At 52.7% G+C, this 15,729-nt stretch carries 13 protein-coding genes; 5 read left to right on the forward strand and 8 right to left on the reverse strand.

The genetic code is table 11. The features are described from left to right. Nucleotides 1-18 precede the first annotated feature (18 nt). The 4 genes from EX31_RS17845 to EX31_RS17860 all read right to left on the reverse strand — a co-directional run bounded on the left by EX31_RS17845 (nucleotide 19) and on the right by EX31_RS17860 (nucleotide 4,714). The gene (locus EX31_RS17845) at nucleotides 19-1,230 is read right to left on the reverse strand and encodes a glycoside hydrolase family 53 protein (RefSeq protein ID WP_037035964.1); all 1,212 of its coding nucleotides are present in this window, start codon (nucleotides 1,228-1,230) and stop codon (nucleotides 19-21) included. Nucleotides 1,231-1,234: 4 nt separating this feature from the next. After that, complete coding sequence (locus EX31_RS17850) at nucleotides 1,235-2,086, reverse strand: sugar ABC transporter permease (RefSeq protein WP_013574912.1); 852 nt, start codon at nucleotides 2,084-2,086, stop codon at nucleotides 1,235-1,237. 13 nt (nucleotides 2,087-2,099) lie between these two features. Next, the gene (locus EX31_RS17855) at nucleotides 2,100-3,401 is read right to left on the reverse strand and encodes a carbohydrate ABC transporter permease (RefSeq protein ID WP_015689635.1); all 1,302 of its coding nucleotides are present in this window, start codon (nucleotides 3,399-3,401) and stop codon (nucleotides 2,100-2,102) included. An 86-nt stretch (nucleotides 3,402-3,487) separates the two neighbouring features. Continuing rightward, nucleotides 3,488-4,714, reverse strand: a complete 1,227-nt coding sequence (locus EX31_RS17860) for an extracellular solute-binding protein (protein WP_013574910.1) — start codon at nucleotides 4,712-4,714, stop codon at nucleotides 3,488-3,490. Between the two features lie 276 nt (nucleotides 4,715-4,990). Here EX31_RS17860 and EX31_RS17865 point away from each other — a divergent pair, with 276 nt between their 5' ends. Together EX31_RS17865 and EX31_RS17870 are read left to right on the forward strand one after the other, a co-directional pair. Then, entirely contained in the window at nucleotides 4,991-6,094 is a 1,104-nt protein-coding gene (locus EX31_RS17865; protein ID WP_037035967.1) for an ABC transporter ATP-binding protein, read from the forward strand. Between the two features lie 200 nt (nucleotides 6,095-6,294). Continuing rightward, a complete protein-coding gene (locus EX31_RS17870) occupies nucleotides 6,295-7,254 on the forward strand; it encodes a D-2-hydroxyacid dehydrogenase family protein (RefSeq protein WP_037035969.1) in 960 nt (319 codons plus the stop codon). Nucleotides 7,255-7,317: 63 nt separating this feature from the next. Here EX31_RS17870 and EX31_RS17875 read toward each other — a convergent pair whose 3' ends face one another. Then, nucleotides 7,318-7,650, reverse strand: a complete 333-nt coding sequence (locus EX31_RS17875; RefSeq protein WP_013574907.1) for a DUF496 family protein — start codon at nucleotides 7,648-7,650, stop codon at nucleotides 7,318-7,320. Nucleotides 7,651-7,817: 167 nt separating this feature from the next. Further along, on the reverse strand, nucleotides 7,818-8,915 hold the full coding sequence (locus EX31_RS17880; RefSeq protein WP_037035971.1) for an FUSC family protein: 1,098 nt from the start codon (nucleotides 8,913-8,915) through the stop codon (nucleotides 7,818-7,820). Nucleotides 8,916-9,152: 237 nt separating this feature from the next. Here EX31_RS17880 and sbcB point away from each other — a divergent pair, with 237 nt between their 5' ends. Further along, a complete protein-coding gene (gene sbcB / locus EX31_RS17885; protein WP_037036569.1) occupies nucleotides 9,153-10,580 on the forward strand; it encodes an exodeoxyribonuclease I in 1,428 nt (475 codons plus the stop codon). A gap of 146 nt (nucleotides 10,581-10,726) precedes the next feature. Here the strand turns inward: sbcB and EX31_RS17890 are convergent, their stop codons facing one another. Together EX31_RS17890 and EX31_RS17895 are read right to left on the reverse strand one after the other, a co-directional pair. Beyond that, nucleotides 10,727-12,103, reverse strand: a complete 1,377-nt coding sequence (locus tag EX31_RS17890) for an APC family permease (RefSeq protein ID WP_013574904.1) — start codon at nucleotides 12,101-12,103, stop codon at nucleotides 10,727-10,729. 461 nt (nucleotides 12,104-12,564) lie between these two features. Continuing rightward, nucleotides 12,565-13,989 (reverse strand): glutamine synthetase family protein, encoded by a 1,425-nt coding sequence (locus EX31_RS17895; RefSeq protein WP_051931116.1) that lies wholly within the window; start codon nucleotides 13,987-13,989, stop codon nucleotides 12,565-12,567. 373 nt (nucleotides 13,990-14,362) lie between these two features. Between EX31_RS17895 and puuD the strand changes: the two genes are divergently transcribed. Together puuD and puuR are read left to right on the forward strand one after the other, a co-directional pair. Continuing rightward, on the forward strand, nucleotides 14,363-15,166 hold the full coding sequence (puuD, locus tag EX31_RS17900) for a gamma-glutamyl-gamma-aminobutyrate hydrolase (RefSeq protein WP_037035973.1): 804 nt from the start codon (nucleotides 14,363-14,365) through the stop codon (nucleotides 15,164-15,166). Nucleotides 15,167-15,170: 4 nt separating this feature from the next. Next, a complete protein-coding gene (gene puuR, locus EX31_RS17905) occupies nucleotides 15,171-15,728 on the forward strand; it encodes an HTH-type transcriptional regulator PuuR (RefSeq protein ID WP_013574900.1) in 558 nt (185 codons plus the stop codon). Nucleotide 15,729 lies beyond the last annotated feature (1 nt).

A 15,729-nucleotide genomic window follows, 5' to 3' on the forward strand; every position in this document is an offset into this window, starting at 1 on the left:
AAGCCGGGGAAAAAGGGATTAATTGAAGACTTTGATGGAAGGAAGAACCTGACCGTCACAGCTGAACAACGCCTGATTTTCGCGGGCATTGCCCTCTTTCCAGTGGTCGTTGATGTAGGTCATCCCGGCCGGTGTCGCCCAGCCTGCGCCGTCAACGGCGATCCAGGTAGGTTCCCAGTAGAACAGACCCTTGCCGCGATGATCCGGCACCGCGACCAGGCTTTTGATCATGTCGCTGAGGAAATCAGCCTGCCCCTGCACCGTGCCCGGATAGCCGCCGTCTTTGGCTTCTTTTTCGGTAAAGCTGTTTTCAGCCGCATCACAGTTTTTGGTGGTATAGCCGTAAGCCACTTCCACCACGATCACGTCTTTGTTGTAGCGCTTGCTGATGTCGTCCATGTTGGTCTGCAACGCGGAAACCGGACCGTTCCAGTAGGTATAAAATGACAGGCCAATCACGTCGTAAGGCACCTTGCGCTGATTGATTTCATCGAACCACCAGCGGAAGGTGTCGTTCTTAGTGCCTTCGGCCAGATGCAGCATGATTTTGATATCAGAAGGATTTTTTTCATCGGCACGCACACCGGCAATTGCGGCGTTCAGCAGCCCGGCCAGACGGTCAAACTCACCGCCGCCCGCGCCCCAGCTTTTGCCTTCAGGCCATAAAATGCCGCCGTTCATTTCGTTGCCGACCTGCACCATATCCGGCACGGTGCCTTGTGCCCGGAATCTGGCGATCACCTCGCGGCTGTAATCATGAATGGCAGTTTTCAGTTGCGGATAATCCATTTTCTCCCAGCTTTTTGGCTTGAACTGTTTACCCGGATCAGTCCAGAAATCGCTGTAATGGAAATCGAGCAGGATTTTAAAACCCTGCGCTTTGGCGCGTTTCGCCAGCTCCAGCGTGGTGGCCAAATCGTTATTGCCGCCACCGTACGGATGCCCCTGCGCATCTTTCGGATCCACCCACAAGCGCAGACGCACGTAGTTAAAACCGTTTTGTCTGAGGATCACCATCGCGTCGGTCTGCTTGTGGTTTTGATCAAAGAACTTGCCGCCGTGTTTTTCGACGTCAATCAGCGTCGAGATATCCGCACCTTTGATGAAATCCGCCGGGACGTTGGCGACTTTTTTAATCACCACCTCCTGCGCCACCGTTGAAAATGACACCGCCAGCAGCACGCAGGCCATTGCGCTTTTGTTGAAAATCTTCTTAGAAAAGAAAGTCATCGGATTATCCTTTTGTACTGCCAGCCGTCAGGCCGGAAACGAAGTATTTTTGTAAAGCCAGATAGAAAATGGCGACAGGCACAGCGATCAGTACCGCGCCTGCGGCGTACATGGTGTAGTTGGCACCCATTTTTTGCGCGACCAGGTTGTACAGGCCAATCGGTAAGGTGTACTTATCCGGTGTGCGTAAAATGGTGCTGGAAAGAATGAAATCGCCCAGCGGTCCGGTGAAGGAAAACAGCGCGATCACGGCCAGAATCGGTTTGGACAAAGGCATGATGATTTCGATGAAAATGCGGAAATTGCCCGCGCCGTCCATCCGCGCTGATTCATCCAGATCTTTCGGAATGGCGTCGAGATAGCCTTTCATCAGATAGGTGTTCATCGGGATCATGCCGCCGACGTAAATCAGCACCAGTGCCAGATGACTGTTGATAAGCCCGAGTAACTGCGCCAGCACAAAGATGGCAATCAGCGCGGAAAACTGGGGGATCATCTGCAATAACAGAAACAGCATCAGCCCGTCTTTGCGGCCTTTAAAGCGAAAACGCGAGAAGGAATAGGCGGTGAAACTGACACAAATCAGGGTCAGGATCATGGTCAGGAAACTGATTTTCATCGAGTTCCAGTACCAGCCGACATAATTCACTTCGCCGTTAAACAGGTCTTTGTAATGCTGGAACGAGACGTTCTCTGGAATAATCGATGTGCTGAGCAGGCTGTTACCGGCATTCAGTGATGCGCCGACGGTCCAGATCAGCGGATAAATAATGATCACCGCCACAATCAGCAACAGGAAATAACTCAGCCCGAGGCGGATAAACCGGTTTCTTTTAATACTGCTGTTCTTACTCATGCCCTTCCCCCGGTTACGCCATATCATCTTGTTTAAATGAATTGGTTGAGCGGAATTGCCACAGAGCAATACCGACCACAAATATCGACAGCAAAATCGTAATGGTCGCGGCAATGGCATATTGTGAAGATGACATGGTGAGTTTATATATCCACGACACCAGAATATCCGTCCCGCCTGCATTCGAACCGGCCACTGCCGGGCCGCCGTTATTAAACAGATAGATAATATTGAAGTTATTAAAGTTGAAGGTGTATTGCGTGATAATAATCGGCGCAATGGAATATAAGACCAGCGGCAATGTAATGGTTTTGAGTTTCTTCCAGGTACTGGCACCATCCATTGTCGCGGCTTCATATAAATCGTTCGGAATGGCCTGCAATACGCCGGTAGTCATGGCAAACACAAACGGGAAGCCCAGCCAGGTCTGCATCAGGATCAGCGCCGTTTTGGTCCAGAACGGATCGGTCAGCCAGGCTTTAGGCTCAATGCCTAAGGCAGCCAGAATGCCGTTATTGATGACACCGAATGAATCATTGAACATGCCCGCAAACACCAGAATGGTGACAAAACCCGGCACCGCCCACGGCAAAATAAGCACGGTGCGAATCAGCGCCTTGAAGCGCAAATCTTTCTGGTTCACCAGAATTGCCAGCATCACGCCAACCGTACATTGCAGCGTGGTCGCCAGCACGGTCCAGACCACCGTCCATTGCAATACATCCAGCAAGGTCGAGCGCCAGATATTGAGCGTGAAGATATTAATAAAGTTTTTGAACCCCACCCAGTCGACTAATTTAGCCGGCGGCGTGTGGTATAAATTATAATTGGTAAACGCGATGGAGAAGCCGAATATAATCGGGAAGACCACCACAAACACCAGCAAAATAAAGCCCGGCGTAATCATCAGATAAGGGAAACCTTCACGCAGCAGCAAATGATATTGCTTGCGCACGCTGGGTAATTCCATCCCCTGGTCGCGGCGTTTACCATTTGCCCACGCATCGCGCAGACTCCAGTAATAAAAGGCCACGCCGAACGCGCCAATCAGCAGGCTGATAATGCCTTTGGCGAGCAGAAATATCGAATTATCACGCGGCACTTCTTCGCCCAGTGTATATAAACCCCATAATCCCTGACGCAGGAAATCATAGAAGACGCCGGCGAAACAAATAAGAATGATAAAAAACAGTATTCCCTTGGCCCATTGCCGGTTATAAAACTGCCCAAAACCGGGGATCAGCGCCACAGCCAGCGCCACCGGTGCATGGTGGCTGGCAGAGAGTGGCGCCTGGTTTTCCTCATGAAGACGCATAGACACAAAGATGTTCCTTTCACTGGTGAGGGAGTGAAATCACTCCCTCCGGTCAGACATACATGGGTTTCAGCAGGCGTTGCCGGTTATTCGTTGCTGGCTTTCGCCGCTTCGATTTGCATCTGGATATTTTTCACCGCGTCGTTGAGCGCGGCATCAACCGGCTGTTTGCCAGTCACACCCAACTGGATGCCGTTGTTCGCAGGCCCCCAGACTTCCTGCATTTCAGGTACACCCGGCATCGCCGTGGCGCGGGTTGACTGCTCGGCTACCGCGTTGGCTTTTTCATCGTTTTTAATCATCGGATCGTTAACCAGCGCCGTCAGTGCCGGGATTTCCTTGGTCACTTCGTAACGCACCTTGGCGTACTTCGGCTGGTTGATGAAGGTGATGAATTTCTCGGCCAGCGGTTTTTGCTTGCTGTAGGTTGAAACCGCATAACCTTTCACGCCGAGGAACGAACTCATCGGTTTGCCGTTTGGCAACAGCGGCAGCGCTTTCACGCCATAGTTAATGCCAGCAGCTTCATACGGCTGGAAGGCCCAGGGACCGGTGATCACCGCAGCCGCTTTCTTTTCAGTAAACAGCGAGTCGATGGCGTTCAGGCCGTTATCGCCGACAATCCCTGCCGGGAATAATCCGTCGGCATAGAATTTTTTCAGGTAAGTAATGGCTTCAATGCTGCCCGGTTTATTCAGGCCGATATCTTCGACGTTGATTTCGCCTTTAGCATCCTTACCGAATATATAGCCGCCCATCGAGGCCATCGCGCCGTAGGCGTAATACACTTCGTCAAACTTGGCTAACAGACCATATTTACCTTTCGCCCTTTCGGCTTTGGAGAAGGTGTAATACTCGTCGAGGGTTGCCGGTGCCTGTGGCAGTAAATCTTTGTTGTAAATCAGCACCAGCGTTTCCACCGCTTTCGGCACACCATAGGTCTGGCCTTTAAGCTGGAAGGCGTTCAATGCTGGCGGCGTAAAGCTCGCCAGAAATGCTTTGTCGAGATTCAGTGGCGCCAGTAAACCCTGTACCACTGCCGTGCCCAGCTGATCATTGGGGATCACGACGACATCGGGGCCAATACCTGCCGGACCATCCAGACGTAATTTCTCCGTTTGTTGTGCGTAAGGCGTTTCCTGCACAACGACTTTGACGTTGTTCTCTTTTTCAAAATCTTTCACCGCGTCGGAAATACCGGAAGATTTCTTAATATCTTCCCAGACAAGTAACTGTCCCTCTGCTGCCCGGACGGCCTGGCTGCTGAGACTTAATGACATCAGTACCAGGGCAGTAAGGTGGGTAATTTTCATTGTCGCTCCTGAATGTGAAGGTATAACATTTTTGTAGGGTACGTAACGACAGTCAATCAACACTTTATACAAACAACCCTTTAAAATCTGATTTAACAATGATGAATGTCGCCTTAAAAACTATGTTATACGTTAAACTTACACACCATAAATCACTACAAAAAGATGCGCATTGTGTGATCTTCTCTCCAAAATTCAAACCCGCCTGTGCAAACGCTTACACAAGGTGGTTATAGTCCGAAACATCAGCGGTATGAATTCTTCATGAGGTCAAACATGTCCAGCATCAGACTTAAAAATGTGGTCAAGCGTTTCGATAAAACAGTGACGTTGCATGGCATCAATATTGATATTGAAGACGGCGAGTTCACCGTTTTCGTCGGGCCGTCGGGGTGCGGGAAATCCACCCTTCTGCGCATGATTGCCGGGCTGGAAGATATTACGGAAGGAGACGTTTACATTGGCGAGCAACGGGTGAATGACGTCGACCCGTCACGCCGTGGCGTGGCGATGGTGTTTCAGTCTTACGCGCTGTATCCGCACATGACCATTGCGGAAAACATGGGTTACGGGCTAAAAGTCAACGGCGTACCGAAAGAGGAAATTCGTCATCAGGTGGAGATGGTTGCCAAAACCTTGCAGCTTTCTCATTTGCTGGACAGAAAACCGAAACAGCTTTCCGGCGGTCAGCGCCAGCGCACCGCGATTGGTCGTGCGATTGTGCGAAATCCGCAGGTGTTTATGTTTGATGAACCGCTGTCTAACCTGGATGCCGAGCTGCGTGTGGATATGCGTTTACACATTTCCAAGCTGCATCAGGAACTGAAAACCACCATGGTGTACGTGACGCACGATCAGACCGAAGCCATGACGCTGGCCGATAAAATCGTGGTGATGAATTACGGCAAAGTCGAGCAGACAGGCGCGCCGATGGATCTGTACTACAACCCGGTGAATCAGTTTGTGGCCGGATTTATCGGCTCGCCGAAGATGAATTTTCTGCCTGCAGAGGTGCTGAGCTGGCAGCCGGAGCGGCTCGAAGTGCGCCTGACGCCGGAGAAGACGCTGACGCTGGCGCTGAACACCAGCGAACTGGCAGCAGGCGATAAAGTGACGCTCGGCATCCGACCTGAACATCTGCTGTCGCAGGAAACTGAAAACGTGCTGGAATTTAACTGCGAAGTGGTTGAACGGCTGGGCAACAGCACCTATCTGTTTGGTCAGTGTTATGGCACCGACGGTTTCAAAATGCTGCTGCCGGGCGATATGGCGTTCAATCCTTATCAGAGCCTGACCACCTGGTTCGATGCTAAACGTTGCATGGTATTCAGCGAAGACGGTCTGCGCATCAGCGCGCCGAGCCTTTCACATCTGCATTAATGTTGTCAGACCGCCCGCTGCGGCGGTCTCCTCCCGCACTTTCCCCGCTAAAGGGCTTTCCCCCATCAGATTCATTTACACCCTTTCCTTTATGCAGGGCTTTGGCGCCGCATAAAGGAAAGGGGCTTACCGGGGTACTTCACCTCCCGGCTGTTTCAGTGCTATATCTCTTTATCATGATTTTCAGATAAGGGATCCCCATGCCACTGCAATGCCGCATTCTTGATGATTACCAGAACGTTTCCCTTTCGCTGGCTGACTGGCGCTCACTGGCACCGCAGGTGGAATGCCAGGCGCTGACGGAACATATTGCTGATGAAAACACCCTCGCTGAAACCCTGAAAGACGCCGATATCGTCGTGATTATGCGTGAGCGCACACCGTTCACCGCTGCGCTGTTTACCCGTTTACCCAAACTGAAACTGCTGATCACCTCCGGTATGCGCAATGCCTCAATAGATCTTGCGGCGGCGAAAAAGCATGGCGTGACGGTCTGTGGCACCGGCAGCGGGCAGTCTGCGCCGGTTGAGCTGACATGGGCACTGATCCTCGGGCTGGCGCGGCATCTGATGACTGAAAATAATGCATTTCGCCACAACGGCTCGTGGCAAAGCACGCTGGGTTTTGGCCTGAGCGGCAAACGTCTTGGTCTGCTGGGACTGGGAAAGATCGGTCAGAAGATGGCACATATCGCGCAGGCGTTCGGTATGGATGTATGTGCGTGGAGCCAGAACCTGACCGCAGAACGCGCGGCGGAACAGGGTGTGACACTTTGTGCATCGAAAGAAGAATTACTGCAAACCAGCGATGTGGTGTCCATTCATCTGGTGCTCGGCGAACGCACGCGCGGCTTGCTGGGTGCGCAGGAACTGGCGCAGATGAAGCCCTCCGCCCTGCTGATTAATACCTCGCGCGCCGCGATTGTCGATCAGCCCGCCCTGCTCAGTGCGTTGCAAAACGGTGTGATTGCCGGTGCCGGACTGGATGTGTTTGATGTCGAGCCGCTGCCGGCAGATCATCCTTTCAGAACGCAACCCAACCTACTGGCGACGCCGCATCTGGGCTACGTTTCAGACGGCAATTATCAGGTGTATTTCACCGAAGCCGTCGAAGACATTCAGGCGTTTCTGGCTGGAAAACCGGTACGCGTTTTGGAATAAGATAAACAACAGGCGTAAAAAAACCGGGCATCAACCCGGTTTTTGTATTCGGTCGCGACGAAACTACTTGGTTTCGTTGGCTTTGATTTCGCCCATTGCTTTCAGCTTTTTGGACATTTCACGACGTTCTTTCGACAGGTCCGCATTGCGGATGATGTAATCATCAACGCGATCTTCATAGTCGCCGCGCATGCTGGCAATGATCGCCTGAATTTCGTCGATGCTCATACCTGGTTTGATGTAATCACTCAGGTTGTCGAGCAGCAGAACACGTTTCTGGTTGTCACGGATTTTCTTTTCGTTGTCAGCAATTTCGCGTTGTAATTTGTTTTTACGACGGAAAATGCGCACAAACTCCAGAACGTCCTGGAAACTCGGCTTATTGATATTGTCCATTTTAACACCTTCGATTAAGTTACACAGATTCAGTGACTGACTTGTCGCAACCGCGTGTCCTGCCTTAACTGTCAGCTAGCAGAAGAGTAGCAAAGATCGGGCTGCGCGCTCAGATAATCGTCCAATAACGCCATCTTACCCGTTTTAGGCCACAGACAAAAATCCCTTCATGCTTTCGGCGTTTTACCGCTGCTTATTTGAGCGTCTTCTTTTTGCATCGTCATGGTGATCAGGTCGCCCATAGCCCGCAGTTGTTCCGCTACCTGTGAACTCAGCCACACATAGCCATACACCTGCGCTTCCAGATGATTTGCCGCATTCATTTCCGCCATCAGCGCTTTCAGCTCTTCCGCAGATTCGTTGAGCTGATGATTGATCGTCAGTTCGTCGCCTCGCGTGCCGTTCATCAGCATCAGACTGAGCTTTTCCAGCGTATTGAGCATCAGCAGTTGCGCACTGCGCAGCGTGCGGGCATTGAGCATCAGGAAATGGCTTTCGCGCGAACTCCAGTAGGCATCGGCCAGCAGTTCCAGCGTACACAACAGATTACGGCTCAGGGTCTGGATCGCATCAAACACTTCACGCGGAATATGCGATTCCTTACTGGCGGGAGCGAACAGAGCGCGCATCTTGACCATCTGCCCCATCGTCGTTTTCATTTTACCGTGCAGATGCGGGCGTTCGAGCATATTCGGCGATAACCACGCGCTGTAGAGTTTGTTCAGCGACATCAGGTAATCGGCCATCTGCATGCGCCAGTGAATAAACGCGCGCTGCGGATAAATACTGGCGAAAAGCAGCGCCAGCAGGGATCCGAAAATCACATCGCCGGAACGCCACAGCGCGGTATTCATATCGCCCGGCCCTGCGCCACACACCACCGCCAGCGTAATGCCGATCAGCAGCGCCATATACGGACGCTTGCCAAGGGTCAGATAGCCGCTGACAAACATCACAATTCCGCACCACACCAGCATCAGCGGAAAGGAGTACAGCTCGAGCCATAAGGCAATCAGCCCGGAAACGGAACCCAATACCGTGCCGGTAATGCGCTCCAGCACGCGCTGAAGCACGTTTCCCCAAAACGACATCGGTCCCATCACCACGACCAGGGTGATCAGCGGCCAGGTACCTTCGGGGATTTTCGTCAGACGGACAATCAGGAATGTCAGAATAAATGCCACCGCGATCCGCAGGGCGTGAGTCATTCTGTAATTACGGTAAATGACGTTATCCAGCGCAGAAATTTTCTTGTCGAGACGCACGTTGAGCCTGCCGTAAGGCGTAAATTCAAAGAAGGCGGTAGTTTAGCCGAGTTACCAGAGGGGATCACCCTGGTTTTTGTCAGGGATTTGGGGGATCGGTGCGGTATTGCGGAACAACGGGCAGATTTTGATGATGTGTTCCATGCCTGCGCATTTTGTCATGACTTCATTGTGGCGGATGGTATCCTAGTCGCCGTCGAGTTCATTCATTCCGCACTGATTAAGGTTATTTCCGTCATGTCAGACAAGCCGCAAAAAACTTTTTATTTCCACGATTACGAGACATTCGGTAAAAACCCGGCGCTGGATCGCCCGGCACAATTTGCCGGGGTGAGAACTGACGAAGATTTCAATATTATTGAAGAACCGCTGGTGATTTATTGCCGCCCTTCTGACGATTATCTGCCTGAACCTGAAGCGGTGATGATCACCGGTATTACGCCACAAGTGGCCCTGGAACGCGGCCTGATCGAAGCCGAGTTTACCGCGCAAATCCATAAAGCTTTCAGCGTACCGGGCACCTGCATTGTCGGATATAACAATATCCGTTTCGACGATGAAGTCAGCCGTAATATCCTTTATCGCAACTTTTACGATCCGTATGCCTACAGCTGGCAGAACGGCAATTCCCGCTGGGATTTGCTGGATGTGATGCGCGCCTGTTATGCACTGCGTCCGGAAGGCATCAACTGGCCGGAAAATGATGACGGTTTTCCGAGTTTCCGTCTGGAACATCTGACCAAAGCCAACGGCATTGAACACGAAAATGCCCATGACGCGATGGCCGATGTCTACGCCACTATTGCCATGGCAAAGCTGGTGAAACAGGCGCAACCGCGTTTGTTCAGCTTCCTGCTTGAGCATCGCAGCAAACATAAACTCAATACCCTGATCGACATTCCTGCCATGGCCCCGCTGGTGCATGTTTCCGGTATGTTCGGCGCGGCGCGCGGGAATACCGCGTGGGTCGCACCACTGGCGTGGCATCCTGAAAACAAGAACGCCGTGATCATGTGCGATCTGGCCGGTGATATGTCGACGCTGTTAGATCTCAATCCTGATGAGATGCGCGAACGTTTGTACAGTCGCCGCGAGGCGTTGCAGGCGGGTCAATCTCCGCTGCCGGTCAAGCTGGTGCACATCAACAAATGTCCGGTGCTGGCACCGGCAAAAACACTGTTGCCTGAAAATGCCGAACGGCTGGGGATTGATCGTCAGCGTTGTCTTGAGAATTTGCAGTTACTGCGTCAGAACCCGCAGGTGCGCGAGAAAGTGGTCACGATGTTTGCTGAAGCAGAGCCGTTTACGCCTTCCGATGACGTAGACGCCCGCCTTTACGACGGCTTTTTCAGCGATGCCGATCGCGCGGCCATGCGCATCATTGTGGAAACCCGTCCGGAGAACCTTCCCGCGCTGGATCTGACCTTTAATGATTCCCGCATCGAACCGCTGTTGTTTCGTTTCCGCGCCCGCAACTACCCTGCCACGCTGACCGATGCCGAACAGAAACGCTGGATGTTGCATCGCCAGGAGAAACTGACGGACGAGCGTGTGCAGGCGTACATTTTAGAGCTTGAATCGCTCTATAACTTGCATGAGGGGGATGCTGAGAAGATGGCGCTTCTCAAGGCGCTGTTTGAATATGGGAAGAAACTGGTGGGTTAATCGGTTTGCGCCTCCCCATGCGAAGGGGAAAGGCTGCGAGCGGGGTATAAAGGGCTAACACCACGTCAAAGCAAACTTCAACTCATTGATTTCGCTTCAATACCCCACCCCGGCCCTCCCCTTCGCAGGGAAGGGCGCGGAACAAATCACGCTTCCGGCGCTATCTCCCCGCTCATCTGCGGTGGCTGCTTGCGAAACGCATTGGTGATGAACGCCAGATACCCGAGGCCAATCGCCCCCCAGACTAAGCCCAATGTCATCGAACTCGATTCCAGGTTCAGCCACAGTGCACCGACGGTCAGCGCACCAATTACCGGCAGGATCAGGTAACTGATGTGATCTTTCAGCGTACGGTTACGTTTTTCACGGATGTAGAACTGTGAAATTACCGACAGGTTCACGAAGGTGAACGCCACCAGCGCACCGAAGTTAATCAGCGCGGTCGCTGTCACCAGATCAAAGGTTATCGCAGACATCGCCACAACGCCGACCAGCAATACGTTGAACGTCGGGGTACGCCATTTCGGATGCACATAACCGAACAGTTTTTCCGGGAACACGCCATCGCGGCCCATTACGTACAGCAGACGGGAAACACCCGCATGTGCGGCCATGCCTGATGCCAGAACGGTTACGCAGCTGAAGCACAGAATGACGGACTGGAAGAACTTACCTGCCACGTACAGCATGATTTCAGGCTGAGACGCGTCCGGATCTTTAAAGCGCGAGATGTCCGGGAAATACAGTTGCAGGAAGTAAGACACCACCACGAAGATGATGCCGCCAATCAGCGCGGTCAGGAAAATCGCTTTCGGAATGACTTTGCCCGCGTTTGGCGTTTCTTCAGACAGTGAACTGATACCGTCAAAGCCCAGGAATGAGAAGCACAGAATGGTCGCACCGGTAATCATCGGCACTACATGCGCATTTTCACTGAAGAACGGTTTAGTGGTTGCCAGCGTACCCATCCCCTCGCCCATATAAACGCCACGGACTAACAGACCCAGGAACACCACCATGATCGCCACCTGCACCACAACGATAATGCTGTTCAGGTTCGCAACAATCTTGATACCACGCAGGTTGAACGCAGTCATCATGCCGACCAGCGCCACCACGAATATCCATGACGGCACGCCCGGGAAGATGGCTTCCAGATAGATTTTCGCCAGCAGGATGTTGATCATCGGCATGAACAGGTAGTCCAGCAGTGATGACCAGCCGACCATAAAGCCGACGTGCGGGCTGATAGCTTTTTGCGCGTAAGTGTAAGCAGAACCGGCAGACGGGAAACGCTGCACCAGTTTGCCGTAGCTCACGGCAGTAAACAGAACGGCGATCAGCGCGAAGATGTACGCTGTCGCGACGTGACCATCGGTCAGGCCGGAAACAATGCCGAACGTATCGAAAATGGTCATCGGTTGCAGATAGGCAAGCCCCATCATGACAACCTGAACCAGTGTCAGGGTTTTACGCAGTTGTACACGCTGAGTGGCCGGAGCGGCAGATGCATTAGCAGACATGGTTCAGCCCTCCCTGGATTGCAGACACCGGGCGCTTAAACGCCTCTGAAAGCAACGTACAGGGAAAACTTCGGGAGTTATTACCAGTAAACGGGGGGTAGATCTTCACGTCGCTGAACGCGGAGGTGAAGGCTGTGCGAATGTGACCGCAGCTGACAGAAGCACCGGCAGGCACCGGTACAGGTTTGAAGTATTGCCCCATATTACATTTCCTCATAGTGGCGACCGTTTTTAATTTGGGATCGCACACGAACCTTGTTATCTATCCGGATCTGGGTCCGGCCTCTGTTGAATTAGTTTGGGTACTGCATATACAAAAAAAATAACCGGCGCCTTTAAGCGTCGGTTATCTGCAGTGCGGCGTATTTTGCACAAATCACGCATGAATGACAACATTCACAGGCGTTGCGTTACAAATTCTTTTCCAGTATTGAACATAATGCGCGTATTCGTTAACCGTGCTACGCGTTGCGGAGCATCCAGTCTATCTCCGTTTCCGTCACCCTTCTCTCGAACTGCAACAGTTCATCGGATTTACAGGTGTGATAGACGTGTGAGAAACGTTCGCCGAGGATTTTCTTCAGCGCAGGCTGATCGTCAAAATCATACAGCGCATCGCTCTGGCGGATAGGCAGCGGAATACCTTCCTGTTCCAGACCGTTACCGGTGACCGGTTCGGGTAACGGCAAATCGTTGTCCAGACCATACAGCATGCCCGCCAGTACGGTGGCGACCACTAAATACGGGTTAGCATCGGCACCGGCCACGCGATATTCCACGCGGTGATCGGCGGTTCCACTGCAAGGAACACGCAGGGCAACGGTACGGTTATTGTGCCCCCACGACGCCTGCGTCGGCACATACATGCCCGGCTGGAAGCGGCGGAAGGAATTGACGTTTGGCGCCAGCACCGCCATAGAGGCCGGCATCAGTGCAATCATGCCAGCGAGCGCGCGTTTCATCAGTTCAGAATCTTCGCCACTGGCATTGGCAAACAGGTTTTTACCGTTGTCGTCGAGCACGCTGAGATGGATGTGCATCCCGCTGCCCGCATATTCATCGTAAGGTTTCGCCATAAAGGTGGCGTCCATATCGTGATTTTCCGCCACCAGACGCACCAGACGTTTGAGCATCAGGGCGTAATCACAGGCGCGCAGAATATTTTCGCTGTGGTGCAGATTGATTTCGAACTGGCCCGGTGAGGATTCCGCCACCGCGCCATCCGCAGGTAACCCCTGAATGTGCGCCAGACGATCAATGTCACTGAGCACATCCGCAAAGTGATCGAGATTATCGACGGAGTAAACCTGAGTATGCATGCTGCGTTCCTGCGTCCCCGGGGTGCAGGGTGGCTGAATATAGCCTTCCGCATCACGCTGCCTGTCGAGCAGATAGAACTCCAGCTCTACCGCTACCACCGGGAACAGGCCCCGCTGGCGCAATGTTTGCCAGATATGATTAAGCACATTGCGTGGTTCAACGTTAAAGGGAGTGCCATCTTCGTCAAGCATGGTCAGAAGCAACTGGCCGGTATGTTCAGGGTCGGAAGCCGATGGCGTTAAGGTACCGGGAACCGGCACACAGGTGCGGTCGGGTTCGCCCAGTTCCTGGCCTAGTCCGGCTTCTTCCACAACATTACCGAGAATGTCCATGGCGAAGACCGATGCCGGGAAATAACAACCTTTTTCGAGTTTACGGAGTGCTGAGACGGGAATGCGTTTGCCGCGGAAGGAGCCATTGAGATCGGTGAGCAGGACGTCGACGTGAAGGGTTTGCGGGTGACGCTCCAGGTATTGGGATACTTCATCCTGGAACGCGCTACTTCGCTCTTCAACGTGCTTAGCGAGGGGCTCGGTCCCGCTAATCTCTTTCTTAATTTCATTCATCAGTTCAGTCGCTTGCATAGGTTTTCCGCCATTTGCTGGTTTCCGGCATATCAGGCTCCAACAGGGTGCCAGCCGGTTATCTTTACCGGGTCATCACTTTGTTCAACGCTGTGCTCTCATGGAGTGGGGATCCTCTCAGTTTTTTACTCAAAGCTCTTTTATGCTCAAACCGTTTATTGCTCAAAATAACGGCCATATCATTAACCCTAGCCTTAACATTAATTATTTGCAACATGTACATTACCGCAACATATCAGTTTGAAAAGCGACCTGAGCGCTGCTAAATTGGTCAATATAAGGTCAATATTCTGAGCAGTAACGTGCGGGGAGGCACGTACTGTCAGCCAATTCATCTACTCAACGAGGCGGTATTATGGGCAATATATTTTCCACGGCATCTGCGGGAAAAGAGACGCGCTACAGACCGGTCATTGGGGTAGTCATGTGTAAAAACATCGTTGATGAAAATCCTGCCCTGACTGTCCACGAAAAGTATCTGGACGCCATTTTCAACGCCGATGCCCTTCCCGTTTGTCTGCCACATGAACTGGCAGCGCGCGAAGGCGCGATAGACCAGATTCTGCGCGGTCTCGACGGCATCTTCCTCACCGGCAGCCCCAGCAATATTGAGCCTCATCAGTACGGTGAAGAAGGTGTCGAGGAGCAGGCCGATCCCGGCCGTGACCGCCTGAGTTTGCAGTTGATCCGCGCGACGCTGGATAAAAAAATCCCGTTGTTCGCCGCCTGTCGCGGATTACAGGAACTGGTGGTTGCCACCGGCGGCAGTTTGCACCGTAAAGTGCAGGACGTGCCGGGCTATATGGATCACCGCGAAGACACCACCTTGCCGCACGACAATCAGTATGATCTCGTGCATCCGGTACATATCGAACCGGGCGGCTTACTTTCGGAATTATTACCCGATTATCAGCAGTTTCAGGTGAACTCCCTTCACGGTCAGGGAGCCAACCGTCTGGGTGACGCACTGACCGTGGAAGCACGCGCACCGGACAATCTGGTGGAAGCCGTGAGTGTCCGCAATCATCCGTTTGCCCTTGGTGTGCAGTGGCATCCGGAATGGCACAGTCTGACCGACCCGGTGTCGCGTCAGCTGTTTAACGCTTTTATCGCTGCCTGTCGCAAGGGCCATCAGGCCCGGAGCGCACGAGAGGAATAAACGGATGAGCGAAGTCAGTCTGGCGCCTGGTCGCCGGCTTTCTGAAATTCGCCAGCAACTCGGGATGTCACAGCGCAAAGCCGCCGAGTTGTCTGGCCTGACACACAGCGCCATCAGCACCATCGAACAGGATAAAGTCAGTCCCGCCGTCAGTACGTTGCAAAAGTTATTGCGGGTTTACGGGCTGTCACTTTCGGAGTTTTTCGCCGAAGAACATAAAAGTAACGCGCCGCGTATCGTGATTAATGCGGCGGATTTAATTGAAATCGGCAGCCGCGGCGTGTCCATGCGCATGGTCCACAACGGCACGCCAAACCATACCGTTGCCATGTTGCTGGAAACCTATCAGCCCGGCAGCACAACCGGCGATAAGATCAAGCATCAGGGCGAGGAAGTCGGCACCCTGTTAGAAGGAGAAATCATCTTAACCGTCAACGGTCAGAGTTACCCGCTGCGTGCGGGGCAAAGTTATGCCATTAACACCGCGAACCCTCATAGCTTCAGTAATATTTCGACGCGGATTTGCAGGATTGTCAGCGCGCATACCCCTAATACCTTCTAGT

It is taken from the genome of Rahnella sp. WP5, from assembly GCF_000745615.1.
GTDB classification, from domain to species: domain Bacteria; phylum Pseudomonadota; class Gammaproteobacteria; order Enterobacterales; family Enterobacteriaceae; genus Rahnella; species Rahnella aceris.

Excerpts from the sequence above, each read along its gene's own strand:
- EX31_RS17850 (WP_013574912.1), bottom strand. The coding sequence starts at position 2,086 with ATGAGTAAGAACAGCAGTATTAAAAGAAACCGGTTTATCCGCCTCGGG.
- EX31_RS17870 (WP_037035969.1), top strand. The coding sequence starts at position 6,295 with ATGCCACTGCAATGCCGCATTCTTGATGATTACCAGAACGTTTCCCTT.
- sbcB (WP_037036569.1), top strand. The coding sequence starts at position 9,153 with ATGTCAGACAAGCCGCAAAAAACTTTTTATTTCCACGATTACGAGACA.
- EX31_RS17895 (WP_051931116.1), bottom strand. The coding sequence starts at position 13,989 with ATGAATGAAATTAAGAAAGAGATTAGCGGGACCGAGCCCCTCGCTAAG.
- puuR (WP_013574900.1), top strand. The coding sequence starts at position 15,171 with ATGAGCGAAGTCAGTCTGGCGCCTGGTCGCCGGCTTTCTGAAATTCGC.
- EX31_RS17890 (WP_013574904.1), bottom strand. The coding sequence starts at position 12,103 with ATGTCTGCTAATGCATCTGCCGCTCCGGCCACTCAGCGTGTACAACTG.
- puuD (WP_037035973.1), top strand. The coding sequence starts at position 14,363 with ATGGGCAATATATTTTCCACGGCATCTGCGGGAAAAGAGACGCGCTAC.
- EX31_RS17865 (WP_037035967.1), top strand. The coding sequence starts at position 4,991 with ATGTCCAGCATCAGACTTAAAAATGTGGTCAAGCGTTTCGATAAAACA.
- EX31_RS17860 (WP_013574910.1), bottom strand. The coding sequence starts at position 4,714 with ATGAAAATTACCCACCTTACTGCCCTGGTACTGATGTCATTAAGTCTC.
- EX31_RS17875 (WP_013574907.1), bottom strand. The coding sequence starts at position 7,650 with ATGGACAATATCAATAAGCCGAGTTTCCAGGACGTTCTGGAGTTTGTG.
- EX31_RS17845 (WP_037035964.1), bottom strand. The coding sequence starts at position 1,230 with ATGACTTTCTTTTCTAAGAAGATTTTCAACAAAAGCGCAATGGCCTGC.
- EX31_RS17855 (WP_015689635.1), bottom strand. The coding sequence starts at position 3,401 with ATGCGTCTTCATGAGGAAAACCAGGCGCCACTCTCTGCCAGCCACCAT.